This is a genomic window from Vibrio sp. HENC-03, assembly GCF_000305755.2.
In the GTDB taxonomy this organism is placed as follows: domain Bacteria; phylum Pseudomonadota; class Gammaproteobacteria; order Enterobacterales; family Vibrionaceae; genus Vibrio; species Vibrio owensii.
On sequence record NZ_JH976122.1, the window covers coordinates 41,425 to 67,788 of the forward strand.

At 45.2% G+C, this 26,364-nt stretch carries 25 protein-coding genes; 14 read left to right on the forward strand and 11 right to left on the reverse strand.

The window, feature by feature from the left end; genetic code table 11:
• Nucleotides 1-334: 334 nt before the first annotated feature.
• The 3 genes from VCHENC03_RS14860 to kduD are packed head-to-tail and all read right to left on the reverse strand — an operon-like array spanning nt 335 to nt 2,097.
• Nucleotides 335-976: an RpiB/LacA/LacB family sugar-phosphate isomerase gene (locus VCHENC03_RS14860; RefSeq protein WP_009705705.1), complete on the reverse strand. Its 642-nt coding sequence runs from the start codon at nt 974-976 to the stop codon at nt 335-337.
• Between the two features lie 28 nt (nt 977-1,004).
• Nucleotides 1,005-1,325 carry a cupin domain-containing protein gene (locus tag VCHENC03_RS14855; protein ID WP_009705706.1) on the reverse strand — a complete coding sequence of 107 codons (321 nt, stop codon included), beginning with the start codon at nt 1,323-1,325 and terminating at the stop codon, nt 1,005-1,007.
• A 10-nt stretch (nt 1,326-1,335) separates the two neighbouring features.
• Nucleotides 1,336-2,097 carry a 2-dehydro-3-deoxy-D-gluconate 5-dehydrogenase KduD gene (gene kduD / locus VCHENC03_RS14850; RefSeq protein ID WP_009705707.1) on the reverse strand — a complete coding sequence of 254 codons (762 nt, stop codon included), beginning with the start codon at nt 2,095-2,097 and terminating at the stop codon, nt 1,336-1,338.
• Nucleotides 2,098-2,342: 245 nt separating this feature from the next.
• Here kduD and kdgR point away from each other — a divergent pair, with 245 nt between their 5' ends.
• The 7 genes from kdgR (at nt 2,343) to VCHENC03_RS14815 (ending at nt 8,154) form a co-directional block, all read left to right on the forward strand.
• Entirely contained in the window at nt 2,343-3,128 is a 786-nt protein-coding gene (gene kdgR, locus VCHENC03_RS14845) for a DNA-binding transcriptional regulator KdgR (RefSeq protein WP_009705708.1), read from the forward strand.
• A gap of 257 nt (nt 3,129-3,385) precedes the next feature.
• Nucleotides 3,386-3,883: a prepilin-type N-terminal cleavage/methylation domain-containing protein gene (locus tag VCHENC03_RS14840; RefSeq protein ID WP_009705709.1), complete on the forward strand. Its 498-nt coding sequence runs from the start codon at nt 3,386-3,388 to the stop codon at nt 3,881-3,883.
• Nucleotides 3,884-4,508: 625 nt separating this feature from the next.
• Nucleotides 4,509-5,531: a tryptophan--tRNA ligase gene (gene trpS, locus VCHENC03_RS14835; protein WP_009705712.1), complete on the forward strand. Its 1,023-nt coding sequence runs from the start codon at nt 4,509-4,511 to the stop codon at nt 5,529-5,531.
• A 100-nt stretch (nt 5,532-5,631) separates the two neighbouring features.
• Nucleotides 5,632-6,618, forward strand: a complete 987-nt coding sequence (locus tag VCHENC03_RS14830) for a permease (RefSeq protein WP_009705713.1) — start codon at nt 5,632-5,634, stop codon at nt 6,616-6,618.
• 33 nt (nt 6,619-6,651) lie between these two features.
• Nucleotides 6,652-6,900: a thioredoxin family protein gene (locus tag VCHENC03_RS14825; RefSeq protein ID WP_005437129.1), complete on the forward strand. Its 249-nt coding sequence runs from the start codon at nt 6,652-6,654 to the stop codon at nt 6,898-6,900.
• Between the two features lie 83 nt (nt 6,901-6,983).
• Complete coding sequence (locus VCHENC03_RS14820; protein ID WP_009705714.1) at nt 6,984-7,499, forward strand: sigma-70 family RNA polymerase sigma factor; 516 nt, start codon at nt 6,984-6,986, stop codon at nt 7,497-7,499.
• 100 nt (nt 7,500-7,599) lie between these two features.
• Nucleotides 7,600-8,154, forward strand: a complete 555-nt coding sequence (locus VCHENC03_RS14815; protein ID WP_009705715.1) for a hypothetical protein — start codon at nt 7,600-7,602, stop codon at nt 8,152-8,154.
• Nucleotides 8,155-9,193: 1,039 nt separating this feature from the next.
• Here VCHENC03_RS14815 and VCHENC03_RS14810 read toward each other — a convergent pair.
• Together VCHENC03_RS14810 and VCHENC03_RS14805 are read right to left on the reverse strand one after the other, a co-directional pair.
• Nucleotides 9,194-10,153 (reverse strand): hypothetical protein, encoded by a 960-nt coding sequence (locus tag VCHENC03_RS14810; protein ID WP_009705716.1) that lies wholly within the window; start codon nt 10,151-10,153, stop codon nt 9,194-9,196.
• On the reverse strand, nt 10,150-11,478 hold the full coding sequence (locus tag VCHENC03_RS14805; protein ID WP_032802652.1) for a sphingomyelin phosphodiesterase: 1,329 nt from the start codon (nt 11,476-11,478) through the stop codon (nt 10,150-10,152). Before VCHENC03_RS14805 ends, VCHENC03_RS14810 begins: the two co-directional genes overlap by 4 nt.
• A 341-nt stretch (nt 11,479-11,819) precedes the next feature.
• Here VCHENC03_RS14805 and VCHENC03_RS14800 point away from each other — a divergent pair, with 341 nt between their 5' ends.
• The 5 genes from VCHENC03_RS14800 (at nt 11,820) to VCHENC03_RS0125720 (ending at nt 17,630) form a co-directional block, all read left to right on the forward strand.
• Nucleotides 11,820-12,674, forward strand: a complete 855-nt coding sequence (locus VCHENC03_RS14800) for a YDG/SRA domain-containing protein (RefSeq protein ID WP_050554375.1) — start codon at nt 11,820-11,822, stop codon at nt 12,672-12,674.
• A 17-nt stretch (nt 12,675-12,691) separates the two neighbouring features.
• Entirely contained in the window at nt 12,692-13,210 is a 519-nt protein-coding gene (locus VCHENC03_RS0125715) for a hypothetical protein (RefSeq protein ID WP_032802654.1), read from the forward strand.
• A 9-nt stretch (nt 13,211-13,219) separates the two neighbouring features.
• Nucleotides 13,220-14,593 carry a biosynthetic peptidoglycan transglycosylase gene (locus VCHENC03_RS14795; RefSeq protein ID WP_009705719.1) on the forward strand — a complete coding sequence of 458 codons (1,374 nt, stop codon included), beginning with the start codon at nt 13,220-13,222 and terminating at the stop codon, nt 14,591-14,593.
• Between the two features lie 12 nt (nt 14,594-14,605).
• Nucleotides 14,606-14,944 (forward strand): GFA family protein, encoded by a 339-nt coding sequence (locus VCHENC03_RS14790; protein WP_009705720.1) that lies wholly within the window; start codon nt 14,606-14,608, stop codon nt 14,942-14,944.
• 247 nt (nt 14,945-15,191) lie between these two features.
• Nucleotides 15,192-17,630, forward strand: a complete 2,439-nt coding sequence (locus VCHENC03_RS0125720) for a M9 family metallopeptidase (protein WP_032802656.1) — start codon at nt 15,192-15,194, stop codon at nt 17,628-17,630.
• Nucleotides 17,631-17,721: 91 nt separating this feature from the next.
• Here the strand turns inward: VCHENC03_RS0125720 and VCHENC03_RS14785 are convergent, their stop codons facing one another.
• The 5 genes from VCHENC03_RS14785 to guaD form a co-directional block, all read right to left on the reverse strand.
• On the reverse strand, nt 17,722-19,212 hold the full coding sequence (locus VCHENC03_RS14785) for a tripartite tricarboxylate transporter permease (protein WP_009705722.1): 1,491 nt from the start codon (nt 19,210-19,212) through the stop codon (nt 17,722-17,724).
• A gap of 9 nt (nt 19,213-19,221) precedes the next feature.
• Nucleotides 19,222-19,635: a tripartite tricarboxylate transporter TctB family protein gene (locus VCHENC03_RS0125725; protein ID WP_032802730.1), complete on the reverse strand. Its 414-nt coding sequence runs from the start codon at nt 19,633-19,635 to the stop codon at nt 19,222-19,224.
• Nucleotides 19,636-19,794: 159 nt separating this feature from the next.
• A complete protein-coding gene (locus VCHENC03_RS14780; protein WP_009705724.1) occupies nt 19,795-20,721 on the reverse strand; it encodes a tripartite tricarboxylate transporter substrate binding protein in 927 nt (308 codons plus the stop codon).
• Nucleotides 20,722-20,743: 22 nt separating this feature from the next.
• Nucleotides 20,744-21,217 (reverse strand): hypothetical protein, encoded by a 474-nt coding sequence (locus VCHENC03_RS14775; RefSeq protein ID WP_009705725.1) that lies wholly within the window; start codon nt 21,215-21,217, stop codon nt 20,744-20,746.
• 326 nt (nt 21,218-21,543) lie between these two features.
• Nucleotides 21,544-22,944, reverse strand: a complete 1,401-nt coding sequence (gene guaD / locus VCHENC03_RS14770; protein ID WP_009705727.1) for a guanine deaminase — start codon at nt 22,942-22,944, stop codon at nt 21,544-21,546.
• Nucleotides 22,945-23,348: 404 nt separating this feature from the next.
• Between guaD and VCHENC03_RS14765 the strand changes: the two genes are divergently transcribed.
• Together VCHENC03_RS14765 and VCHENC03_RS14760 are read left to right on the forward strand one after the other, a co-directional pair.
• Complete coding sequence (locus VCHENC03_RS14765) at nt 23,349-23,606, forward strand: hypothetical protein (RefSeq protein WP_009705728.1); 258 nt, start codon at nt 23,349-23,351, stop codon at nt 23,604-23,606.
• 158 nt (nt 23,607-23,764) lie between these two features.
• Nucleotides 23,765-24,793, forward strand: a complete 1,029-nt coding sequence (locus VCHENC03_RS14760) for a metal-dependent hydrolase (protein WP_009705729.1) — start codon at nt 23,765-23,767, stop codon at nt 24,791-24,793.
• Between the two features lie 167 nt (nt 24,794-24,960).
• Here the strand turns inward: VCHENC03_RS14760 and VCHENC03_RS14755 are convergent, their stop codons facing one another.
• A complete protein-coding gene (locus tag VCHENC03_RS14755) occupies nt 24,961-26,304 on the reverse strand; it encodes a polysaccharide lyase family 7 protein (protein WP_009705730.1) in 1,344 nt (447 codons plus the stop codon).
• Nucleotides 26,305-26,364: the final 60 nt, after the last annotated feature.

The window sequence follows — 26,364 nt, forward strand, 5'->3', positions numbered from 1 at the left end:
TTAAAACGTTGGTTCATTATTTAATATGTATGACAAAAGGTCGAACGGGAAATACAAAAAATGTGACAAATGAAACGCTATTTCAATTTTGTTATTTAAACAGTAAAGAAATGATTTTTCTTATGAGGCATTTGGTTAAGTGATTGAAATGTAATATTTTAAGTTAATTTGATTGGAGGGTGGGTAGGGCGATGGTACGATTTTATTTTGAAGGAATTAGAACGGATATCACGCTAAGAAAGAGTGATATGTATGATTATATTTTGGGTGGGATATATGCGTAAAACCGTTGCCGCTTAAAGATGGAAGAAAAGCGACAACGGGATTTAAGACATTAAGCTAAGATTTCGCGTACGAATGCTTCGATCTCCGCATCTTGGCAGTGCTCAAAGAAACATTGCTGGAAACGCACGCCACTTACTGCGGTTTTCACCAGTTCTGGGTCAATGGCTTTTAACGTATCGAGGTAGTTTTCTTTTACGACAGCAGACTTCACATCGTTAAGAATGGCAGCATTTCGCTGCTGCGGTTCTGCTCGTTCTAGTGGATAACCTTGGCCGCGATCTCCGGTTGTGAATGCTTTCTCGAAAATATAACGAACGTTTAATTCTGCACCCCAGCCATAACCTTTTGCGAACGCAAGCGATAAGGCATTACCGTTGTTAATTTGATTAAACAAGAATGCGTCAGATGGATCTAAGCAGTAGCCACAAACAATGCCCGGATGAATATTCAATGACATCATGGCACCTTGCCCTGTACCACAGCCAGTCACGATGAAATCCACTGCTTTAGAGTTGATCAAGATGCTCGCCATGATGCCTAGGTGGATGTAAGTCAGGTGATGATCGTTTTCATCACTCATGCCTACGTTAAATACTGAGTATTCTTGTGAACGAGCCACTTGCTCAAGTTCGTTTAGCACAATCGCGTTTTTACCCGCTTGGCTATTTTCCATCATCAGTGCAATCTTCATGGGTTTCTCCAATAATAATCTTTTAAATTTAGACAAAATCTTTGCGCATAGGCGTGAAGTTATCGAGCAGCACACCTTCGCTTAAACAAGTACAGCCATGAATGATGTTCGGCTGCTTATAAAGCGCATCTCCGGCTTTGACGACTTTCGTCTCGTCGCCAATGGTGAATTCAAACTCACCGGAGAGCACATAAGTAATTTGCTCATGAGGGTGACTGTGCAAAGCGCCGACCGCACCTTTGTCGAAATACACTTCGACGCTCATCATGTTGTCACTGTAAGCCAAAACTTTGCGTTTGATACCATCGCCAAGATCTTCCAGAGCAATGTCTTTATTAAATACAAACATCACTTTCTCCTTAACGAGCTAACCAGCCGCCATCGACCGCGATGGTATAACCGTTCACGTAATCAGAAGCAGAAGATGCAAGGAAGACACACGGCCCAGCCAGATCTTTTGGTGTACCCCAACGCTCTGCAGGGATGCGCTCGACGATTGCTTTATTTCGTTCTTCATCTGCTTGCAGAGCTGCGGTGTTGTTAGTCGCCATATAGCCCGGCGCAATCGCATTGACGTTAATACCTTTGCTTGCCCATTCATTCGCCATCAAACGCGTTACGCCCATCACCCCGCTTTTCGATGCCGTGTATGAAGGTACGCGAATACCACCTTGGAATGAAAGCATGGACGCCACGTTAATGATCTTGCCGCCAGTACCTTGAGCAATGAACTGCTTGGCTGCGGCTTGAGACATAAAAAAGACCGATTTGACGTTGATGTCCATCACGTCATCCCAATCTTGCTCACTGAATTCGAGTGCGTCATTACGACGAATGATGCCAGCGTTGTTTACCAAGATATCGACCTTGCCAAATGCAGTAACAGCTTGATCAATGATGCTTGGAATATCGTCTAGAACCATAAGATTCGCACGTACATCCAAAAAGCGGCGACCAAGCGCTTCGATCTGTTGTTTGGTTTCTGTTGGTTCAGAAATGTTCACGCCGACAATGTCACAGCCTGCGCTAGCCAAACCCAACGCCATACCTTGACCAAGTCCAGTATTACACCCAGTCACAACAGCGACTTTTCCTTCAAGATTGAACGAATCGAGAATCATAATGAGTTCCTTACCATGCAAATTAAGTATTAATGTATGACTTATTGCCATCAGATGAAGTCACTTTATAGAAATGAAATTACGCGATCAACTAAAATGAAAAGGCGTTTTAAAAATTTTATGATGTGAGTCACCTTTACGCGACGATTTATCATACAAATGAGATTTTTTATTGAAAAAGCTTTTCATTTTTTTTGAACACTAAAGGTATACTGGCTGAAACATTGATGTGGAAAAGCGAGAATATGGCAGAAAAGAACACACAACCAGAATCCGTCTCTTCCGTTCTAAAGGTCTTTAGTATCTTAGAAGCGTTAGGCGAGCAGAAAGAAATTGGCGTGTCGGATTTGTCTCAACGATTGATGATGTCGAAGGCGACGACTTACCGTTTTCTTCAAACAATGAAGACGTTAGGCTATGTATCCCAAGAGGGCGAAGCCGATAAGTACAGCTTAACCATTCGCTTGTTTGAATTGGGAGCGAAGTCGCTAGAGTATGTCGACCTTATCGAATTAGCAGACATCGAGATGACCAAGATCGCGGATGCAACGGGTGAAGCGTTACACCTTGGCGCATTAGATGAAGACGCGATCATCTACATCCATAAATTGGATGCTAAATACTCATTGCGAATGCACTCACGTGTCGGACGCCGCAATCCACTCTACAGTACCGCGATTGGTAAAGTACTTTTAGCGGAACGCGAAGAAATATTTGTCAGAGAATCATTGAAAGATATTGAGTTTATTTGTCATACAAAAAATACTCATAAAGACGTTGAATCTTTACTTAAAGAGCTTGAGTTAGTTCGTAAGCAGCATTACGCGGAAGATAACGAAGAGCAAGAACCTGGCTTATATTGTGTCGCAGTACCTGTCTATGACCGCTTTGGGCATGTGGTTGCGGGTGTGTCTATGTCTTTCCCAACGGTGCGCTTTGAAGAGTCTCGCCGTGAAGAGTACGTATCCATGTTGCACAATGCTGGCCGTGTGATCTCCGAGAAAATGGGTTTCCACGAATATCCGGCATGATCGTTCATACTGTTGAGATCAAGAACTCAACGAAAATGCTAAATTGAAACGGAGGCGCTAATGCCTCCGTTTTTTGTTTTTCCCCGACCTTATTTATTGCATCCTGCTAGGGGAACCTCAAAGCGTCGCTAATCGCTCGCCACTTTGTCAGATTGTTCTCGAACCCGACGTAAGATTTCCCAATCCAATGTTGGCCAATAGTAATCTCATTTCACCGATCTAACATGTGCCCTAAGCAACAAATACAGGGCTTTTAAATGAGAACAGCAAAGGGTTTCACCTTAATTGAATTAGTCGTGGTTATCGTGATTCTTGGGATATTAGCCGTGACCGCCGCGCCACGTTTTTTGAATATTCAAGGCGATGCGAGAGCGGCAGTGATTGAAGGCGTGAGAGGCGCTGTGGTGAACGCAAACCAAATTGCCAATGCCAAGTATCAGCTTGGTTATGGCGTATCGATTGGATCTACGGCAACAGACAATACCTTTTTAGATTTGAACAAAAATGGCTCGCAGGACGATGGCGAACCTTTGATGGTTTGGGGGCATTTAGACAACGTTTCGGTCGAAGAAATGGTGAACCTCGATGGGGATTTAGTGGTGTCTGATCCAGAGGCGCCGGGCAAGAACAAACTCTACATTGGTTTTGCGCAAAGCGCCGATGCATTAGAGAACGGTCAATGCTATTTCCTTTACACCCAAGCACCGGGAGAAGGCACGGAACCGGGCTTTGAAACCGTGACATCCGGTTGCTAGTTCTTTTGAACCTCGACAGTTTTGCACAATAAATCTGGCCGTTTTTAATAGACACGTCTCTGTAAACCTTGTCGGCTTTCATTGAACTTGTTCTAACGTCATCACACTTCTTGGACTAAGTGGTTTAAGTTTTCGCCAAAAATCGTAACGCTGTGTGCAACAGAGTGAACCGAAGATTGTTTGGCGTATCGATTCACCGGAAAGGATTTATCACTGTTCAACTTAGTATGAGAGCGGAGCAATCAACGTTGCTCTACGTGCTCTAAAGTCGAGAAGTAAAGGATGAGAAGCAAACAGAATAAAGCGGTATTGTGTGCGTTTGTATCGGGTAGCCTATTTGGCGCAGCACTGGTCATCGCCATGTATATCCAGATTTGATCCAGTGCTGGCAAAGCGTGCCAAAACTGAAAAATCAAATTGTACAAGGAGTAGGGTTGTTTTCAGCTCTGCTCCTTGTTAGTTTTAAAAGCATGAAAACGACATTCACACCTTCATCAAACTTCTTCTGGTGGCGCTCTAATTAGAGCGGCGCGGAATCTTTACATTCTTACGTTGCTGGACGGTAGCTAAGAGTGTCATGTCTTTTTATCTCCAGTAGCGATCTATTTTTATTCGGAGATAAGTTATGAACACCACACAAAACACTCAACAACGCGAAGTCATTCTCACTGGCGACCGAGCCACTGGCCCTCTGCATTTAGGTCATTACGTCGGCTCACTAAAACAGCGAGTCGCGCTACAAACTCAGCACGATCAAACCATTCTCGTTGCCGATATGCAGGGCTTAACCGATAACGCGCACAATCCTTCCAAGGTCTCTTCCAATATCTTGAACGTCGTTGCTGATTACCTTGCTGTTGGCATCGACCCAATTCAAACCACCATCTGTTTGCAGTCTCAAGTTCCGGCGCTTGCTGAGCTAACCATGTACTACAGCAACTTGGTTTCTATCGCACGCTTGGAGCGTAACCCGACGGTGAAAAACGAAATTCAAAGTAAAGGGTTTGATCGTTCCATTCCGGCTGGATTTTTGACTTACCCAATCTCTCAAGCGGCTGACATTACCGGCTTTCACGCGACACTTGTTCCCGTTGGTGATGATCAATTGCCAATGCTAGAGCAAACCAATGAAATCGTGAGAAAGATAAACCATCTTGGCGGGAAAACCATTTTGAAAGAGTGTCGTCCACTGCTCAGTGACGCGCCGCGTCTGCCAAGCACGGATGGCAAAAACAAAATGTCGAAAAGCATGGGTAACGCAATCAACTTAGGAGCGACAGAGAAAGAGATCAGCGCAGCGGTGAAATCCATGTACACCGACCCAAACCACATACGTATTGAAGACCCAGGCCAAGTGGAAGGCAACATCGTGTTCACTTACCTTGATGCGTTCCATACTGATAAAGCTTATGTGGAAGAGTTAAAAGCGCATTATCGCCGTGGTGGATTGGGTGACGGAACAACCAAGAAAGTGTTGGAAGAGTACCTGCAAGAGATGCTTCGTCCAATCCGAGAAAAACGCGCCATGTTCTTAGATGACAAAGCACAACTAATCGAAATCTTAAAACAAGGCAGCCAACGTTCGCGTGAGAAAACTGAGCAAGTGCTATTTGATGTGAAAGGTGTGTTTGGTTTGAATCTGTTCTGAAATCGAGCCTGCAAATCACGACCCAAAAATAATTCAAAAAAGTGTGCATCCTTTTGCGACCTCAAACGTGTTAGAGGTAAATCGTTTAGAGGGTGCCACTATGTTGGACGTTTTTACCCATTTTGCCGACTGGCTGACTTATTCCATTTTCAACTTGGAAGCCAGCACTTCAATGGCAAAAGGTGTTCATTTTTTTATTGAAGACACAATTAAGATCCTAGTCTTACTGGTTGTGTTGATTTACGTTATCTCCGCACTGAGAGCCAGCTTGAGTGTGGACAAAGTTCGCCAATATCTACAAGGTAAGCACCGTGGTGTGGGTTACTTTCTTGGCTCTCTATTTGGTGCGATTACCCCATTTTGCTCGTGCAGTTCTATTCCTCTTTTCATGGGGTTTGTCTCCGCGCGCATTCCTATTGGTGTGACCATCGCATTTCTTATTACCTCGCCTCTGATCAACGAGGTGGTGGTCATCATGCTTGGTAGTGTCCTCGGTCTGAAATTCACCATCATGTACGTCGTCATTGGTATGTTGCTGGGCATTTTTGCAGGCTTTGTCTTAGATGCTTTTAAAGCCCACCGTTGGTTACAACCTTTCCTCGCAGAGGCGTATCAAAAAGCCAATGAGCTAGATGCGCTGCCTCAAACGGCGATTGAGTCTCCGCCAATGACGTTGAAACAGCGCCACGAATTTGCAGTGAACGAGACCAGCACCATCTTCAAGCGCATTTGGATTTGGGTATTTGTTGGGGTAGGGATCGGTGCGTTTATTCATGGTTTTGTTCCGGCTGATTGGTTCGAGCAAAACCTCGCAAATGGACAATGGTGGACCGTACCACTCGCCACGCTCAGTGCCATTCCGATTTACACCAACGCAACGGGCATCGTGCCAATCATGGCGTCGTTGATCGACAAAGGTATGCCACTGGGAACCACGCTGGCGTTTTGCATGGGAGCGGTCGCCGTGAGCTTGCCAGAGTTCATGATGCTCAAACAAGTCATGCAATACCGATTACTTGGTGTCATCGCGGGTTACTTGCTGGTGGCAATTTCCATCACGGGTTGGTTGTTTAACTTCTTCTATTAATCACAACAGAGCAAGTGCTCACAGGAGTCTGATATGAAAAGCATTCAAGTTTATGGTTCAGGTTGTAAGAACTGCATCGTCACCGCAGAACGTATTGCCGAGGTTGCGCAAGAGCTAGGGCAACAAGTCAGCATTGAAAAAGTCACCAGTTTAGAAGCCATTATGAAAGCGGGCATTATGAGCACACCGGGTGTCGCGATTAATGGTGAATTGAAACACACAGGTTCGGTGCCATCTGTTGATCTGGTTCGCGATTTGCTCAAAGAAGATGTTGTAGCGTAAAGGCAAGGAAAGCGCGTCGCGCGTTCGGATTGTTTGAATGAGCACGCGCGACGACCAATCGAGATTCAAGAATGAAATGTTTGATGAATGCGTGGAATCATGCAGAACCGAGCCTTTATGGTTGGCTACTAAAACAAACCCAAAATCCGCATGAAGCGGAAGACATCATGCAAGAAGTGTTTCTGAAAGCCATGGAGAACAGCGAGCGTTTCTGTACATTGCAGGACGGTAAATCATGGCTGTTTAAGATGACCAGAAACCACTTCGTCGACCAACTAAGACGAAAAATCCAATCGGTAGAAATCGAAGAGTTGGTCACGCCAACAGAAATCTCTCCCGCGATGGTTCAACTTCAACGTTGTCTTCCAAAAGTATTAGTGAAACTTACCGAGCAAGAGCGAGATGTGATAGAGCAATGTGACCTCAACGGCATGGCACAAAAAGACTACGCAGAGAAACACCAGCTTAGCCTGCCAGCTGTGAAGGCGCGTTTACGTCGAGCCCGAATAGAGCTCAAAAGCATTTTGGTGAGCGAGTGCAAAGTGACCCAAGACCGAACGGGCGTCTGCTGCTTTAAGTCCTTTCAAGCTGAACCTTAAATTTTTCTGACAGTAACGTTTCTGATTTAAATTTATTGATAATAATTCTCATTACGTTATGTTTGTGGTCTCAAATACACTCATTGTTGCGGAGACCAACATGGAACACTCGGATATTACTCAACTGCTTATTCCAAAGAGTGATTGGGCATCGCCTGATCTTTTTCTTTATGAAGGGGAAGACAAACTTCGTCTGAGCTTAGAAGGTGCAATTCAATATAGCGGATTGAACAGCATTGGTGGCGTGGTTCTGGGTTTTAGGATGATCCAATACGCGGTGCAACTGGCGGCGGGTGATCAGTCTTTGCAACGAGATGGCATCAGTATTTATACCGCGTTCCCTGGGCGAGGTGCTCAAGATGCCTTTGAATACACATGCCGCGCGCTACGTGATAAACGATATTGCTGCGATACCACATTGCACCACCCAGCAGCGCAAACTGGGCAACGTGGTCAGTTCCTATTTACGATTCGTTTGAATGAACAATCTATGGTGATGACGCCAGCAAACGGACTACCAAGAAAAAGCTACTTTGAAGCCGACCGACATTCGCAAGACAGCCGAGAAGCAGCATTGAAATGGCGCGATGAGAAGATCAACTTCGCTAACACGCTCTTGAGCTTGCCTCCGGAAGAGTGCTTACGAGTGTTGTAACCCTTGAGTTGCAGCAAAGAATGAATAACAAAAGGTCGCTCGCTTTCAATTGAGCGACCTTCTTGTATCAAGCATTCGCGGGAACCAGATTCCTAGTCGCGCCAAGGCTTGCTGGAATGACACGGTTTAAGCTTTGAGTTAGTAGAGGACTTATTTGCTGTCGATGACCATGAACTCAAACATCGCCATTGCCTAGAGCGAAAATGAATGAGTAGAGAAGCTCATCTCATACTCATGCTCTAAACACCGTCATTCTGAAAAACGAGGGACGAGTGTAATTCAGAATCTACTTACCAAGTGCTGTTGAATCTTGGTGTTATCTCTAATTCACAGCTCGTCGAAACCAGATTCCTAGTCGCGCCTAGGCTTGCTGGAATGACCCAGTTTAAGCTTTGAGTTAGTGGAGGACTTATTTGCTGTCGATGACCACGAACTCAAACTCAAACAGCGTCATTCCCTAGAGCGAAGAATGAGCGAGTAGGGAATCTCATTTCATACTCATACTCTAAACACCGTCATTCTGAAAAACGAGGGACGAGTGTACTCCAGAATCTACTCACCAAGTGCTGTTGATTCTTAGTGCTCTCGCAAGTCCACAGCTTATTGAAATCAGATTCCTAGTCGCGCCTAGGCTTGCTGGAATGACACGATTGAAGTTTTGAGTTAGTGGAGGACGTATTTGCTGTCGATGACCACGAACTCAAACATTGTCATTCCCTAGAGCGAAGAATGAGCGAGTAGGGAAGCTCATCTCATACACATGCTCTATGCACCGTCATTCTTAAAAGCGAGGGACGAGTGTAATTCAGAATCTACGCACGAAGTGCTGCTGAACCTTGGTGTTCTCGCAAATCTACAGCTCGTTGAAACCAGATTCCTAGTCGTGCCTAGGCTTGCTGGAATGACCCAGCTTAAGTTTTGAGTTAGTGGAAGCCGTATTTGTTGCCTACGATCACGAACCCAAACAGCGTCATTCCCTAGAGAGAAGAATGAGCGAGTAGGGAATCTCTCACTTCCAATTGCTCAGACAAACAAGCCATTAACCCGCAAAAAACTCGCGACGAAAATCCGCCACCTCTTGTTGGTAATAACGCTGCCATTCCGAGTCCGATAAACCCGCGTGGCTGGTGGCTCTTTGAGTTGCCAGTTTGGATTCAAGCTGCTGCAACTCACTCTGATAATCGCGCACTTGCTGCTTTTGCTCGGCGACTTGTTGTTCGCGAGCGTGTATATCTTCACTCTCTTGTTCAGAAAGGTAAGTTTGTTGAAGCTCTTCAATCAAAGCCTCGCGCTCTGTTTGGCTCACGTTATTCGGAATTAACGCCACCGCACGCTCGTACTTTGCTTGCTCGCTGGCTAATCCCAACGTCTCTTCATTGCCTTGCCACTCTTGAACTAAATCCTCAAAGGCTTGCACGTAGTCTTGAGCGGGAGTCGAATCCAACTGTTCTGCCTGCAAACTAAAATCGTAAAGGGCAAATTCATCAGCAAAAATGACTTCGGCCAGCTCACCCCATATCTTTCTTGCTTCCGCTTTGAGCAGGGCAACACGAGAGGCGAGCGGTTGCTGCTCATCAAACAACAAATCACCTACACTTTGCTGCCATAAACTATTGAGCTGATGGTAGTTCGCCAATAAAGCAAATCGCTCACCCGACATATAACTTTCCAGTTCGGCCAGCTTAGATTCGCAGTTATAGTCAGACATACACGCATGCCAGAACGTCTCTATTTCGGCTTTTAATGCACGACCTTTGGCGTCATTCAAACGTCCAGCAATGGCTTTAATTGGAGAAGGGGTATCTTTGGCTTTCGGTACGACTTTTTTACTGGCAGTTTGATTATCTGCTGAAGAAGAATGACCACTGGTATCTTGCTCAGCACGCCCTTCAATAACAGAAGAAAACGGCAACAAGCTTTCACGCTTATCACCCGCCATTGAGAACCAAATCGTGCCCGCCACAACGGCGGACACAGTAACTAACGCAATACGCTTCATGGTTTGATCACAGCGCTAACAGGGAAGTGATCCGACAGATTGTAATGCTTCCACAAACTCTCTGCGGTAGAGCGCGGAACGTCGACACGGTTATCGTTGAACGACTTCACGCCATATTCATTACTCACCATCACGTAGTCGAGGTACTCCACATTCTCGCCACCAGATAAAGCCTCTCCGGCAAAGTTATTGATGCGAGGGTCGAAGGTCGAAGCGGTATAACCAGAGTACTGGGGCTCTATCGCACTCAAGTTCGCAATCATCTGCTGGTAGTCACCAGGGAACTTCAACTTGTTCACGTTAAAGTCGCCGCTGTAAACCACAGTCTCGTTGGTAGGGATATTTAGAGATTGGGCCATTGTGCGCATTTGTTTGAACTGGCGCTGACGATATTCGCGCGCCGTATCCGTATCAAAAGACGCAGTATGAGTCGCGAACACATGGTAAGCCTGACCACCTTTGATGATCTCCGCATAATTCACGCCCTTATCGGCAAAACAATCCGTACCCGAGCAATCTGGAAAGACGTATTGAGCCTGATTGACAATAGGGTAGCGGCTCACAATGATCACGCCGCCGTCGTAAATATTGAAGCCATCTTTATCCAGCATCTTAGTCTGGTAAGGGTATTCCTTTGCAAGCTCACGCAAGAAAGCATCACGTCCACTTGCAAACACCTCTTGCAATGCCAGTACATCGTAACCTTTGACGTAATCAGGAATCAGCTCGTAACGATCGCCAATGTGAGAAGCAATCGCAGGCAGTGCCCAGATGTTATAAGTCATCAGCTTTAGGTTCTGCTCATCGGTATCGACGACTTCATCCACCTTGTTTGGCGTGATGGTGTAATACAAATCATCATAACGAGCCGTGCTGGCAGATTTGAACGCCAGTTCTGACGTGCGGTCGCCAAATGCATCGGTACGAGAGCGGTGAATATTGCGATCGTCTTTGAGTGCTAAGCCCACATCCGCCGCAGACAAGCCATATTCAATCGTCGAGTTATACCAATGGCCTTCCATCACTTGGTTAAGCGTGATGCTCTCACCTTGTGGGTTAGACACCACGGTTTCAAAGCGATAGTTCTGACCAGATTTCACGCCTTCCCAGCGATTAAAGCTCAGTACGGATTTGGTTTCCCAAGGGCCAAGCACTTGTACATGCTGCTGCCATTCTTCTCCGTATTTCAGTAAATCACTGCCTTCGTGTTTCACTTGAATGGTTAACGGTTGGTCTGAGTTATTGGTGAGGTATACGTCCGTATCTGCCAAGCTCGGGAATGCCACTAAACCGCTTAGCAAAAGACTCCACTGCGAAAATTTCATCTTGTTTATCCATAAGTTGTGTTAGAGCAATAATTCTTATTTATAAATATGACTAGCACGTTAAATATGGATGACAGAAAGGCACTCAGCAGAAATAGTTAACGAGTTGTGATCTTTGTTCGGATTGAATTGCAATTTGAGCGACTTTGTTTACCCGATGCTGCTCGCTATCTATATGAAAATAAACGATTGTCACCATAAAAACTTCTTGTGAAAAATGAGAAGGTTTCACGCATATAAACCTGATTGACTGTGATACCGTTAGCGTATGTATCAGTTGGAAATTCGTCACTTTGCTCGACACGTTCTCCCACTGAGTAATACACATACAAGGGTTTACTATGAGAGTTTTTGGACACATACCCGATACCGAAGTCGGTTACATGTTCGAAAATCGAGCCGCGTTAGCCAAATCAGGCATCCATCCTCCAACGCAGGCTGGTATTAGTGGCGGCGCGAAAGAAGGCGCTGACTCAATCGTACTTTCCGGTGGTTATGAAGACGACGAAGATTTTGGCGACGTGATCATCTATACCGGAGCTGGTGGCCGTGACGAAAACACCAACAAACAAATTGCCGATCAAAAATTAGAACGCACCAACCTCGCTCTGGCTAGAAACAAGCTGGAGGGTTTACCCGTCCGCGTTACTCGAAGTCATAAACACCAAAGCCATTATTCTCCAACCAAAGGTTACCAATATGCGGGTTTATACCGCGTTGAAGACTATTGGTGCGAGCGTGGATTGTCTGGCTTCAAAGTATGGCGTTACAAACTTGTCCAAATTGATTCGGAACCTGCGGCAGAGGTGCAAGACACAAGCAAAGCACGTTATGAGGTAACGTCTCGCCAAGCCGTTACGGTCAACAAGATCGTCCGAGACTACAAAAAGGCAAAGCAGGTAAAAGACTGGCATCAATACCAATGCCAAGTATGCGGTTTGGCCATCGATACTGGAGCAGGGTTCTACGCGGAAGCTGCACACATTCAACCGTTGGGTGAACCGCATCGCGGACCTGATGTGGTCGAAAATATCCTGTGTTTATGTCCAAACCATCACGTGATGTTTGATAACGGTGTGTTCTCAATCGCAGATGATTACAGTTTGATTGGTCTGGACGGACAGTTAACGCTGAGCAAAAAGCACAAGATTGAACAGGCGTTTCTTCAGTATCACCGTGAGCATTATTTTAAATAAATATTGAGTAAGAATTAATGGAACCTAATTTAGATAATTTTGAGTTTTACAGCAGTTTCTTCTCTGGTTTAGCATCGACAATTTTAGGCGGTATAATCTTAGCATTGTTCTTCTTTTTGGTAAGAGAGAAGTGCTTTGGACCTATTGATATAGTTGGTCGATGGTATTTTGAAATAAAAACGGAGAAAACAGCATACAACCCTTACAAAGATATGGTTTTGAGGTACGTATGTGTGATCTGGAAAGAAGGTAATCACTTAAATGGCTCTGTAGAGAAAATATATGAGAATAGTACTATTAATAATAACAAGGAGTATGTAGGGGAGAATAGGTCAAGAGGAACTCTAACAGGTGTTTATGAGAAGAACTACTTTAGTAAAGATAGAGTATATATCCACATTAATGAAAAAGGAGAAAAAAGAGAGTCGACAATATATTTGTCCTTAGATATGAATAAGAATTTAGCATCAGGTGATTTTTTCACTTTTATCGCAGATCAAGAAGGAACTTGCATTTGGAAGAGAGAACCATTTTAGATTTAAAATATGAGTAGTTGTTTATATAATAATGATTGGAAAAAGCAGTTTCCAACTTACAATTTCTTAGAAAGAGATATTGCTCTCGAAGAGTATATATCTTCAACAAAAAATTTAGAATCAGAAGAGAGGATATTTGTTACTGCCTCAAATATCACATTAGTGTCTTTTACTGCGTTAGTATCATTGATAATGGCATCGACTGAAAAGATATCTAAACTATTTATCGATATACTACCGTCATATGTTGTTTCATCTTTTCTGTTATTTTTTGTTTTTGCTTTTTCAATTATACATGTTAGATATTTTGCTGAGCGACAAAAATCAATATTATTTTCAAGTCGGAAGATAGTTACTCTAAGAAGAATGCTCGGTTTGTCATATGGTACCATGAGGTTGGTATTGCCTAACTGGCGCGTTGAAGGCGCAGAACATCCTTTATCAATAAGACTTTTTCCTGGATGGTTTACTTATGTTGCATATCCTTTCTGGATACTGTTGATCACTTCAAGTTCTATATGCTTTGTTCTGTTGGCCGTAATATTTAATGACCTTTCAACGGGTGTTTTTTTCATCAATGAAAAGGTTTTTATTTTAGGTGGAACGCTTTGTTGGATTATAATGCTTTCTTTGTTTTTTAGAGCTTCATTATTAGATACTCATGAAAACTTAAGGTTGTTATTTTCATTACGACTTGCCAAGTTTCTCAAGTTGCCAATGGTTGATAATGTTGAATATACAATATATAAAGCTATTATATCAAAGTATGAGACTGAATGTTTAAAAGTAAAAATAGATAGTATTAAGGATTTTCTATTATTTATTGAAGATAAGAACTTTTTAAAGCATTCTGGCGTAAGTTATAAAGGTATAGTTCGAGCTATTCTAGGGATTTTAAGATTAAGAAATAAATCAGGTGGATCTACTATTCATCAGCAACTTATTAGAACATTGTTCATTTCTGATCTTAAAAAGAGAAAGAGAAGAAAGATAATTGAAATGATAATGGCAAAATGGCTTGATGATTCTTTTGATAAGAGTACGATACTAGATATTTATATATCCTCAGTAAGATTTGAAAACCATTGTTTTGGTATCGTTTCAGCAATGAATTTCTATTGGGGAGAAGTGAGGAAAGAAGTCACTCCAGCGCAAGCATTCTTCTTAATAGAAAGAGTTTCTAATATTCGTAGCTCATTATTGGTGGATAAGATAATTGCAACCGCTTTGTCCGCTCGTAAAGAAAACTTACTTTCAACAAAGGATCTTGATGGGTTGGCAGTTTTATACAGAGATGGGGTCAAGTTTGGGAAGATTAAGGCGCAAGAGGAAGATATTCTGCGTCTTACAACTGCTTTGACTCAAGCAAATAAAATTATTTAATAGGTAGAAGATATGGAAATCACATGCCATTGTGGGAACATCGTTGTTCAAGCTGACGTACCGAAAGAGATAGCATCATGTAATTGCTCTATCTGCCGTCGATACGCAGCTTATTGGGCTTACTACTCGCCCGAGCAAGTATCAGTTCGCTATTTGAAAGAGCCTTCTGTCTTTTATATTTGGGGTGATAAAGAAGTCGAGTTTCACCGCTGCAATCTGTGTGGGTGTTTGACACACTACGTAACGACAGAGAAATGCGACGCTAATATCGTCGCCATCAATATGAGGATGGCAGAAGAGGAAGTCTTGAAAGATATCCCGCTGAGACTCATAGATGGTAAGCGCTACTAATCAAAAAGCCAGACACATGTCTGGCTTTTCTCTTTCTAGTTAACTGACTTTATCTTTGACATTTCAATCAGTTGTGTAACGTTTTCGGCGAGAGATAATCGGCAAATCTGGCAATTTGTTTATAAATTAGAGTTAAATATCTAATTCCTGAACTAGCTTCATAAATTCTATGCAACTCAATTCACCTTATTTGTTGTAAGGAATATAACAGCGCCCTCAAACATATAACTAATTAATGAGTGTTGTTATGTCTCATACCCGTCTATTCCCACGTCATCGCTTGGCGCTAGCTTGCATGCTTGCCAGTGTTTCCAGTTTCTCATTCGCTCAAGAACAGTGTGATATTCCTGATCTTCAACAGGCGCCTGATCTTGCTTTAGCCATTTCTGAAGCGACTCATCATTGCTATGGTGCTTGGTTCTCTGCATCTGCTGATTCACTGAACGATATCTACAGTGAAGCGAGCTTAAGCCGTATTCAAATCGCGTTAAACCAAGCCATTGCAAGTTACCGTGGTGAGGCAGAACAAGCGCGCAAACTCGAAAACCTTGGTGAGTTTGTCCGCGCAGCTTATTACGTTCGTTATAACGCGCAACAGCCGGACTTTTCTCAGGCGTTAGGCCAACGTTTTGCTCAGTCGATTAATGCGTTCTTAGCGAATCCACACGCGCTAGACCAAGGACGCGAACAAGTCGGGGCGATGAAAAGCCTGACGTTGATGGTCGACAATGTGAAGCAACTTCCTTTGACGATGGAAGCACAACTTGCGGCACTGCGTCACTTCAATCGCGAAACGGCGCAAGACACACAGTGGGTCGATGGGTTGAATAACCTTTTCCGTGCGATGGCTGGCCATGCTTCGCGAGATGATTTTTACCAATACATGGCAAGCCATACGCAACACATCGATACGTTAGCAGCATTTGCTCGTGATAATGCTTGGGCATTGGACACGGATGCGAGCTTCTTGGTTTACAACGCCGTTCGCGAAACCGGACGTTTATTAGCGAGCCCAAACCAAGCAACCAAAGAGAAAGCGCTGCGTGTGATGCAACAAGTGATGGAGCAAAACCCGCTTGGTAGTGAGCACGATAAGCTTTGGTTAGCCGCAGTAGAGATGATGAGCTACTTCGCGCCAGAGGGTTTGAATGGTCTGGATTTAGATCAAGCGAAGCGTGATTTGGCGGCTCGCGTGCTACCGAATCGTCATGAGTGTGATGGTCCGGCCATCATTCGTTCTCAAGATTTAACCCAAGCCCAATCTATTGAAGCTTGTGAGGTTTTAGCCGCAAAAGAGGCCGACTTCCACCAAGTGGCGAACACAGGGCATCAACCTGTTGCGGACGACAACAACGAGCGAGTAGAAGTGGCCGTGTTTGCAAACAACGGCAGCTACGTGGATTACTCGTCTTTCTTGTTTGGTAACACGACGGATAACGGCGGTCAATACCTTGAGGGTAATCCGGCACAAGCAGGCAACGTGGCGCGCTTTGTCGCTTACCGTTATGACAATGGTGAGGCGCTTTCTATTCTCAACCTAGAGCATGAATACACTCATTACCTAGATGCAAGATTCAACCAATATGGCTCATTCAGCGATAACTTGGCACATGGTTACATTGTTTGGTGGCTAGAGGGCTTTGCTGAGTATATGCATTACAAGCAAGGTTACGATGCAGCGATTGGGCTGATTGCTGACGGCAAGATGAGCCTATCGGACGTGTTGGCGACCACTTACTCTCACGATACCAATCGAGTTTATCGTTGGGGCTACTTAGCGGTTCGCTTTATGTTGGAAGAGCATCCGCAAGAGGTAGATAGCTTACTGGCGCTTTCTCGTTCTGGTCAGTTTGCTGAGTGGGCAAAACAGGTTCAATCATTGGGTGAGCAATACAATGGCGAGTTTGACCGTTGGTTAGATTCAGTCTCTAGTGAACCACAGCAACCTGATCCAAACCCAGACCCAAATCCGGGTGAGCCGACTGGGCCTTCTGATCAAGTAACGCAGCTTGTAGCAAATCAAAGTGTGGTGCTCAGTGGCGCAGCATACAGCGAGCAACTGTTCTATGTGGATGTGCCAGAGAACACAACTCACTTTGACGTAGCGATTCATGGCAATAGCCAAGGCGATGCCGATTTGTACATGAGCTTTGAGAAAGAAGCCCATTACTATGACTTTGAGTTCAGCCAATATGGTGATGGCAGCAACGAGATGGTGACGTTTGAGCCGGAGCAATCGGGTTACATTAAGCCGGGTCGTTACTACATCAGCATCGCGGGCCGTTCTGACTTTAATGATGTGACGCTACAGTCATCATTAGTGACTGAAACCCCAACACCGCCAGCACAAGAGCAAGATGACTTAACCCCAGTGGTATTGGAATCTGGCCAAGCGCAAACCTTAACGGTGCACCAACAACGTTACGCAGCGGTTTATGTTCCGCAAGGCGTACAAGAGGTGCGAGTGTGGCTAACCGACAAAAACGGTAATGCAGACAATGGCAACGTTGATCTGTATGCGAGCAAAGCTTATTGGCCAACAGTAGGGCAGCACGAATACGCATCAAACTACTGGGGCAGTAATGAATACCTGCAAATCCCAGTGACAGAAGAAGGCTATGTTCATTTCTCTTTAAATGCTGAGCAGCAAGGGGATGACGTCGAGATGTTGGTTTACTTCTACTAACTCGCTGTACCGAAATCAAACCCTCATAAAACCAAAGCCGGACATCAGAGTCCGGCTTTTTACTGTGTGTTATTCGTTACGTAACCTTTTTCTAGGTTGTGACTTGGGGTTTGGCTTTCTTTTTCATCTTTAATGTTGAGTACACCGAGAAGATCGCGAGCAACACGAAGGCAAGTGCGATTGGTCGTTCATACAAGAATGACCATGAGTTGTCGTACATGAGCAAGGCTTTGCGTAAGTTGGTTTCTGCCATTGGCCCTAGAATGATGGCCAACAGTATTGGTGAGGATGGAATGTCCATCTTGCCGAGGGCGAAGCCCAGTAAACCGAACGCGATAGCGATGCCGACATCAAACATGGAGTTGTTAATTGCATAAGCACCTACCACGGACAGGAAGATGATGATTGGAATCATCAGTATTTTCGGAACTTCGATGATGCGACAGAAGAAACGAATACCAAGTAAGCCAACCAGCAGCATGACGATATTAGCGACCAACATCGAGCTAAAGACGCCATAAACCACCTCAGGGCTTTGGCTAAACAGCAGAGGCCCAGGCGTTAAACCTTGCACAATCAGTGCGCCCAACAAGACTGCTGCAACGGCATCACCCGGAACACCCAGTGTGAGCAAAGGGACTAATGAACCACCGGTTACGCCGTTGTTACCGGATTCCGCTGCGGCCAATCCATGAAGTGACCCCTTACCAAACTCCTCTGGTTTTTTCGCTGAACGTTTGGCTTCGTTGTAGCAAACAAAAGCCGAAACATCCGCACCCGCACCGGGTACAGAGCCAATCGCAGTACCAATCAGGCCGCTTTTAGTGGCTGTAGGCAGGATTGTCTTGAGGTCTTTTTTGCTTAGGATTTTACGATCAAACGTTGGTACTTCTGCATGCTTCTCATTGATGATCTTCTCGATCTGATTGATGGCTTCTGACAAGGCAAACAAGCCAATAAGCACCGGAATAACATTGATGCCGCTATAAAGATCCATCATTCCAAACGTGAAGCGCGGAACACTACTGATAGGGTCAAGACCAACCGTAGACACCAATAAACCAATGCTACCAGCCAACAAGCCTTTCAAAATATTTTGAGAAGAAACGCTAACAATAATGGTTAGGCCAAACAGAGCGAGCGCAAAGTACTCGGGCGCGTTAAAGCGTAGTGCAAAGTTTGCCAAAAGCGGGGAGATGGCGATTAAGACAATCGTACTCAGTAGTCCGCCGACAAATGAGGCAACCGCAGAAATACTGAGCGCGCGAGCAGCTTGTCCTTTTGCTGCTAAGGTGTGTCCATCGAGTACCGTCGCGGCCGAAGCCGGTGTACCCGGTGTCTTCAATAGAATGGCGGCAATTGAGCCTCCGTAAATACCACCGATATAGACGCCAATAAGCATCACCAGTGCTGGTGTGGAATCCATACCAAAGGTAAAGGGCAATAGAATCGCCACGCCCATGGTAGCCGTTAGTCCGGGTAGTGCGCCCAAGATGATCCCACCGACAACGCCGAAAATTAAGATGGGCAATACTTCTGGGCTAAATGCGGTTAATAGGCCATTGAGTAAGTGTTCAAACATAGCCTCTCCTTAATAGTACAAGCCTTGAGGTAGAGCGATGTAAAACACCTCTCCAAATAGGTAATACACCCCAAATACAAAACACCAAGCGATAAGGTAATACAGCGGCTTTTTGACTTTGAAAAAGACCAAGTAAGCGGTGAACGCGATTAAGCTTGCGATCAAATAACCGATGATATGAATCAGCAGCGCATAAGCCACGAGAAAGCCGATGCCAAATATCGCCATTTTTGAAAACACGGGAACGGCTGGCTGTTGAACGGCTGCTTTTAGCTTTCGTTGGACGATAAGAGCGATACAAATGATGATTTGTGCAATTGCGATAGCACTAGGAAAGAATTGGGCGTTAACGCTGGCGTCTTGGTAGTGTGGTTCATCGAATTGGCTGATTAGCACAAGTACGATGCTGCTAATGACGATCATCAAAAGCGGGAAAAAGATCTCTCTATCCAGTTTTGATGAGGGTTGGTTTTGAATGGGTTCTGTGGGCTGTGAGCCGCTTTGTTGTAGGCTGTTTTGACTCATGCTGATTCTCCTCAACACGAAGAGCATCGTGGTGATGCTCTTCGCTTAGAACATCACTTACTGAATTAGTTTTGCGAGTGCTTTGCTGTCTTCATCAACAAACTTGGTAAACGCTTCTGCATCCATGTTGTGGATCGTCATTGCGCCTTTCTCCATAAACTCTTTGAACTCTGCCGATGCCATCGCTTCATCAAAGGCTTTACCTAGCGTTTCAATAACTTCATCTGGCGTGTTCTTTGGTGCGCCAATACCGCGCCATGTACCAGTGACGACATCAACACCTTGCTCTTTCAATGTCGGAACATCAGCGATGTATTCAATGCGTTCGTCTGACATGACGCCCAATGCTTTTAATTGACCTGAACGCAACTGAGCAATAGCTTCTCCTGGCGTTACCATGGTGACGTCTGTGTGTTTACCAAGTACCGCGGGAATTGCTTCCGATGCACCGTTGTATGGAATGGCGTTAAGTTTGATTCCTTGGTTCTGCTCTAATGCCATCAGGTAGAAGTTTGGCGCCGCAGTCGAGGCAAACTTCACTTTACCTTCGCCTTTTTTGGCTTCGGCGATCAGGTCATTGATGGTGTTGAAAGGGCTGTCTTTATGAACCAAAACCACGGCAGGATCGAGGTTAACCATTCGAATCAGTTTAAAGTCGCTCGCATCATGTCGCATTAAACCCATTTGAGGGAGAGAAGCGATTTCACGAGTGACAACGGTAAGCGTGTACCCATCTGGACGCTGCTGCGCACCAAAACTCATGCCCACCGCGCCAGCGCCTCCAGTGCGGTTCATCACGGCGATGTTTTGTCCTAGTACATCTTTTGCGGAGTTAGCCAGAGTTCGACCGACGGCGTCTGTACCACCGCCTGCACCAAATGGAACAATAAGACGGATGTTTTTCGTTGGATAATCCGCGGCAATAGCCGTTGCAGAGACCATGATGCCAGCGGCGACAAGTAGAGATTTAAGAAGCTTGTTCATAATAATCGACCTTTTGTTTCCGTTAGTTTTTGTATGCTTGTGTAGGGTGGTTTGTTTTATTGTTTTGATATTCGCTCATGCAGAGCTGCTCAAATGCGACAGCGATCCAGCCGCTTATGAGCATGTCATACCATTGCTCGACACCACTGCACGCAACGACGACGTCGCCATGTACAAATGAGCCGAAGAACAGCAAATCGTTTTCTTGTAGAGAAGAGGTTTGGGTGGTTTGGTTATGAATATTAGGGCGTCCGTTACGCCACGCTTGTTGCGCTTTGTTTCTCGCGAACTCATCAAATGGAATGGTCCATTCTTGTGGTTTTCCCAGAGATGTTTCATAGAGAACGGCATCAGTAAAAGACGCTTCCCATGGTTTGACTCTAGGATCCATCACCACGATATGAAGTTCTTTTCGATTGGTTCGTTCGAATAATCGTTCTATGGATGGCTTGACTAACTCGACAGCATCCATGGCAATTTCAACATGACTTTTCATCATTGATTCCTTTTGATGTTCTTACCTGAACTTGCAAAAGAAATGATATTGTATGACAAGTGAGTGCGAAACGTACGAAACGATTAAATGATGGTCAGATCACTTGTGAATCAAGAGAATAGTGCGAGGGATCTAACTTTAATAAGGATATGGGTTATAAAAATGAGGGCTGAATCAAGTTTTATAACTAAGACAATAAATGGCCTAATAGAGAGATAAATTAGATGGATTTGAGCACGAATAAAGAACGTTTCGCCAAGATAAATTCGATAAAGCCGGACATCAGAGTCCGGCTTTTTGCCATTTTTGCGCAGGGCTTAATCTGCTTAGATTGGTTCATTCACTTTGCTCTTTGTTGCGACTTTGCCATCGGTAGAATACGCAAGCTCACCTGCAATGTAAGTGGCTTCGACGTTTCGTTCGTCACCCAACATCATCAAGGCAAACAACTTGTCTTCTAAGCTCTTGGAATGCTGGTAACGCAACTTCTGCAAATCTGTTGCCGCCCAGTTAAGGACAACAAAATCGGCCTCTTTCCCTGCTTCGAAATTGCCTATCTTGTCATCGAGACTCAGCGATTTCGCACCACCCAATGTCGCTAAGTACAAGCCTTTAAACGCAGAGAGTTTCTTTCCTTGTAACTGCATGATTTTATAAGCCTCATTTAAAGATTCTAACTGAGAAAAACTGGTGCCTGCGCCAACATCGGTCCCCAAACCGACGCGTACCTCTTTTTGCTCTGCTTTTTCTAAATCGAACAGACCGCTACCGAGGAATAGGTTGGAGGTAGGGCAAAAAGAAATCACGGAATCGGTACGCTGAAATGCACTCCACTCTTTATCCGTAAGGTGAACTGCGTGGGCGAAGATGGAGCGCTTGCCAGCCAAGCCGTAGTGCTCGTAAACATCGAAGTAGCCTTCACGATCCGGGAAGAGTGATTTCACCCATTCGATTTCGTTTTTGTTTTCTGACAAGTGCGTATGCACATACACATCGGGATACTCGGCTTTGAGCTTTCCGGCAGCCGCTAACTGTTCTGGCGTTGAGGTCGGCGCAAAGCGAGGCGTAATGGCATATTGCAATCGCCCTTGGTTGTGCCATTTGTTGAGCAGGTTTTTGCTTTCTTGATAACCCGTTTCTGGTGTGTCGAGTAGGTAGTCTGGCGCGTTGCGATCCATCATGACTTTCCCTGCGATGATGCGCATGTTCTTGTCTAGTGCTTCTTCAAACAACGCTTCTACAGATTGAGGGTGCACCGTGCCAAACACTAATGCGCTGGTGGTGCCGTTCTTCAGCAGTTCGTTGATAAAGAACTGAGAGATGGCTTTGGCGTGGGCTTTGTCTTCAAACTGCTTTTCTGTAGGGAAGGTGTAGGTTTCTAGCCACTCCAACAGTTGTTCACCATAGGCGGCGATCATTTGTGTTTGTGGGTAGTGGATGTGTGTGTCGATAAAGCCCGGCACGATGAGTTTTCCCCTGTGATCGACAATCTCTTGGTACTGTGACGTATTGCTTTCACTGAACGCTTTGATGGCTTTGATGTGACCATCTTCAATCACTAACAAGCCGTCTTCGAAGTACTGGTAGGCATCAGGCAGGTGTTCAACCTTGGCAGGATCATTGATGAAATGTAATAGGCTAGAGCGGATAGCAGTGACGTCTGCCGTCGCATGAGAAGAGAAGAAAGCCGTACCGAGTAAAGATAGAAGGATCGCGTTTTTGTTCATAAGTCACTCCATTGAATCGTTTGAAAATCCATGGTTTTTGACTTATTCGAGCAAGCCCTTGTCAATAGAGTGTAACAACCGAAAACCATTAAAAGCGAAGAGACTGTTGCGAGATGTATGCCAATCAACGACAAGGCGGTTAATGGTAAGCAGGACAAGGCTTGAGGGCGAATCCTCGAGACAATAAGTAGGTATTCGCTAACCATGATGGTGAGGAAAAACAGACAGTTGAACCGATGTGGTGCATTTCATGTTTTGCTAATAAATGACCTTGGGCTGCAATAAAGCTGTCATGTTTGGGTTATAAGTTGTGCGACTTAAATGGCTATGCCAGATGAGAAGCCCAAGCCAGATGATACGAGTAAACCATTTGGCGAACAACGTAACCAGTAGATTGGAGAATCATGGCAAGAGTAGTAAACGCAGCCGATGAAGTGATCATTAAGTTGCTCCAAAACCAAGGCTTTATTAAAAGCGAAGCTGAGGCCCGCTTGAAAGAAGAAGTGTACCGTTTACACCCACACGAAATCGAAAAAGTGAAAAACTACGATCAGCACTTTGGTATCAATGCAAAAGAGAAATTGATTGATGAGATTTTAGAGCTTAGACGTGAAGCATTGATCAAGGAAATATCCCGCCCAGAGACTGCTGTTTTTAAGTAGCTTGTCCTCAAACTATCCAAGACATTTGATCGACACTCAATGTGTAAAAGTAAGTAAATAAGAGAGTCAAAGCTAGTGAGCGGTTTGACACTTATGGAAATGCGTTTTAGTTTTCGATTCAATCAATCTTTGTCATGAATGGGTATAGATAGCAGGATATGGATTCAATCACACAAGCTGCATTAGGCGCGACTGTCGCCGGTGCGATTGCCGGTAAGCGCTGTAATGCGAAGGTATTACTGATGGGTGCTGCGCTCGGCACTTTGCCAGATCTGGATGTGATTCTGGATTATGGTGACGCAGTACAAAACACAATCAAGCATCGCGGCTTTACGCATTCTCTCTTGGTGTTACCTCCTTTTGCTTTGCTGATTTCTTGGCTTTATTGCCGCTGGCGACCAGATACGTTTTGGACGCTTTCTCGTGTGTTCTTTTTAACCGTGAGCGTGTTCGTTACCCACACTTTGTTGGATGCAATGACAACGTATGGCACGCAGTTGATTTGGCCATTTGAGGGCTATTTTGAGCTGCGGAACGTGTTCATTATCGATCCGCTTTACACTCTGCCTTTATTGCTTGCCATTGGTGTGGCTCTGTTTTCCAAAACTCGCGGCGGACGTTGGTGTCAGAGTGTAGTGCTCATCTCTACGCTTTATCTCGGTTGGGGTTACGCATCGCAGCAAATGATCGCATCTCGCGTGGAGCAAAACTTGGCGGCGCAGAACTTACCGAACCAACAAGTGCTGATCACGCCAACACCGTTTAATACCTTCTTGTGGCGAGTGGTGGTGATGGATGATGGCCAATATTACGAAGGCTTGGCATCGGTACTCGATAGCGATGAGCGTATTGATTTTGTTTCGCACCCGCTAGGCAGCTGGCCTTTGGCAGATAAGCCGGAGACTTTGAAAGGGCTTAAGGCTTTCTCTCATGACTATCTGAACTATCGAGTAGAAGATGATGCACTGATTGTGTCTGACTTGCGTTTGGGAATGTCGAACAACCTTTCCTTCGAATTTATCTTTGCGGAGAAGGGCAAAGATGGCGATTGGCAGTTGTTGGAATCAACACAACGCTACCCAAGTGAGCGCAGCTTGGATTTGTTAGGCCAACTTTGGGAAAGGTTGAAAGGCGACCAGAGTATTGATGCGAATTTGGAACGTGTGGAGTTAAGCGCGCGTTCCTAGTTTAGGTGTATAGTGATCCCCACCTCGCTCTTGAAGATGATGAGACGAGAGCGTGTTGTCGGGAATCTCTTCATCAAAATGAATACTGACACCAAACTGAATAAAGAAAGCCGGACGTGATGTCCGGCTTTTTCGTATTTGCTTTAATCAACTATCGGTCGAACTCACTACGGGAATTCATACCCGTCGTGCGAGTTGGTCAGGTAGTAGAACGTAGCTTGAACATAGTCAGTTGGATCACCTGAGTTGTTTTGGTTGTACACGCCCGCTTTGAAGTACATGTATTGGCCGCCAACATCATAGCCGCTGGTGGTCATATCTACCGTTTCAGTGACGTCTTCGTGGTCATCACGTTTGATGGTGACGATAAGTTGGTTGCCTTGCACTTCGATTCGGTAGAAGAACAACTCGTTTAGTGCGATGCCATCTTCAGGTTCTGAAGCGTTGGATGCTGAACTACCAATAAGATTAATGAACTGCTCTGGATCTGATGACGCGTCTTCGTTAGGTTCATGCGCAAAGTAAAGCGAACCTTTGGTGTGACCAGGTAATAAACGATAGTAGAGGCGGATTGGTTCATCGTTATTTGCGTGGATTTGGCCGACGATCACGCGGCCCACTTGGCTGGAATCACCCGTTGTCGTTACTGCGTTGACGGCCAATGTCGCTTCTAGGACGCCATCCACACCGCCAGAGTTGTTTTGATCATCGCTTGGTGCGCTCGCAAATACCCAGTTGTTTTTGGTGATGCCTGTGGTTGAGATGCTGGTGTCGCCACGACGGAGCATTTCACGCATTTCTGAACGTGTGTATTTGGTATTTGCAGATGTGGTTGCGCCTTCGACGGGTGAGATAAACACCAAACCGCCGTCATCACCAGTGTAGAAGAACTCGCTGTTCTCAAAGCCGCTAGAGAGTTCGCCTTCTTTCACTTCTTGAGCATCGCCAGACGCGTTACCGTTATCATCAACTGGCAGGTCGAGTTTCCAATCTAATAAGTCGAAGTTGCCTGATGGCGGCAGGGCAGGATCGAGATCGAAGACTGGCAGGGAAGTGGTCGGCGGGTCAATGATTTCAGAAGATGTGAGTTTGAAGAGATCGACACGACCCTCAGCGCCACTGTATTCACCAAAGACGGTGATTTCCGTTGCATCTCCTGAGTTGAAGGTAATGGTGGTTTGCGCCCAATCTGAGTTTGAAGCGGTTTTGCTAAAAGTGTCGCTGCCAACATTCACGCCGATGTTTGCATCTGCTAGCACGTACGCGCTCAGTGTGTATTCTGTATTGCTTGTGACCGGAACCAACTGCTCTAGACGTGCACCACTGCCAGAGAATTTTGCTGACTTTGCGCCGTCATAGGCAACACCGGAGACTGCGGTTGGATCCACCTCTGTCCATCCAGAAAAATCTTGTTCAAAACTTGGGTTAACGAGATTGACTTCGGCACTGTATGCGGCAAAGGAGCTCAGTAAAACGGCGCTGCCGACAATATTGACTAACTTGCTTTTCATGTTGTTCTCCACGGTTTTCAACGATGGCTTATCTTCTAATCCTGTAGAAGTAAGTTGTGC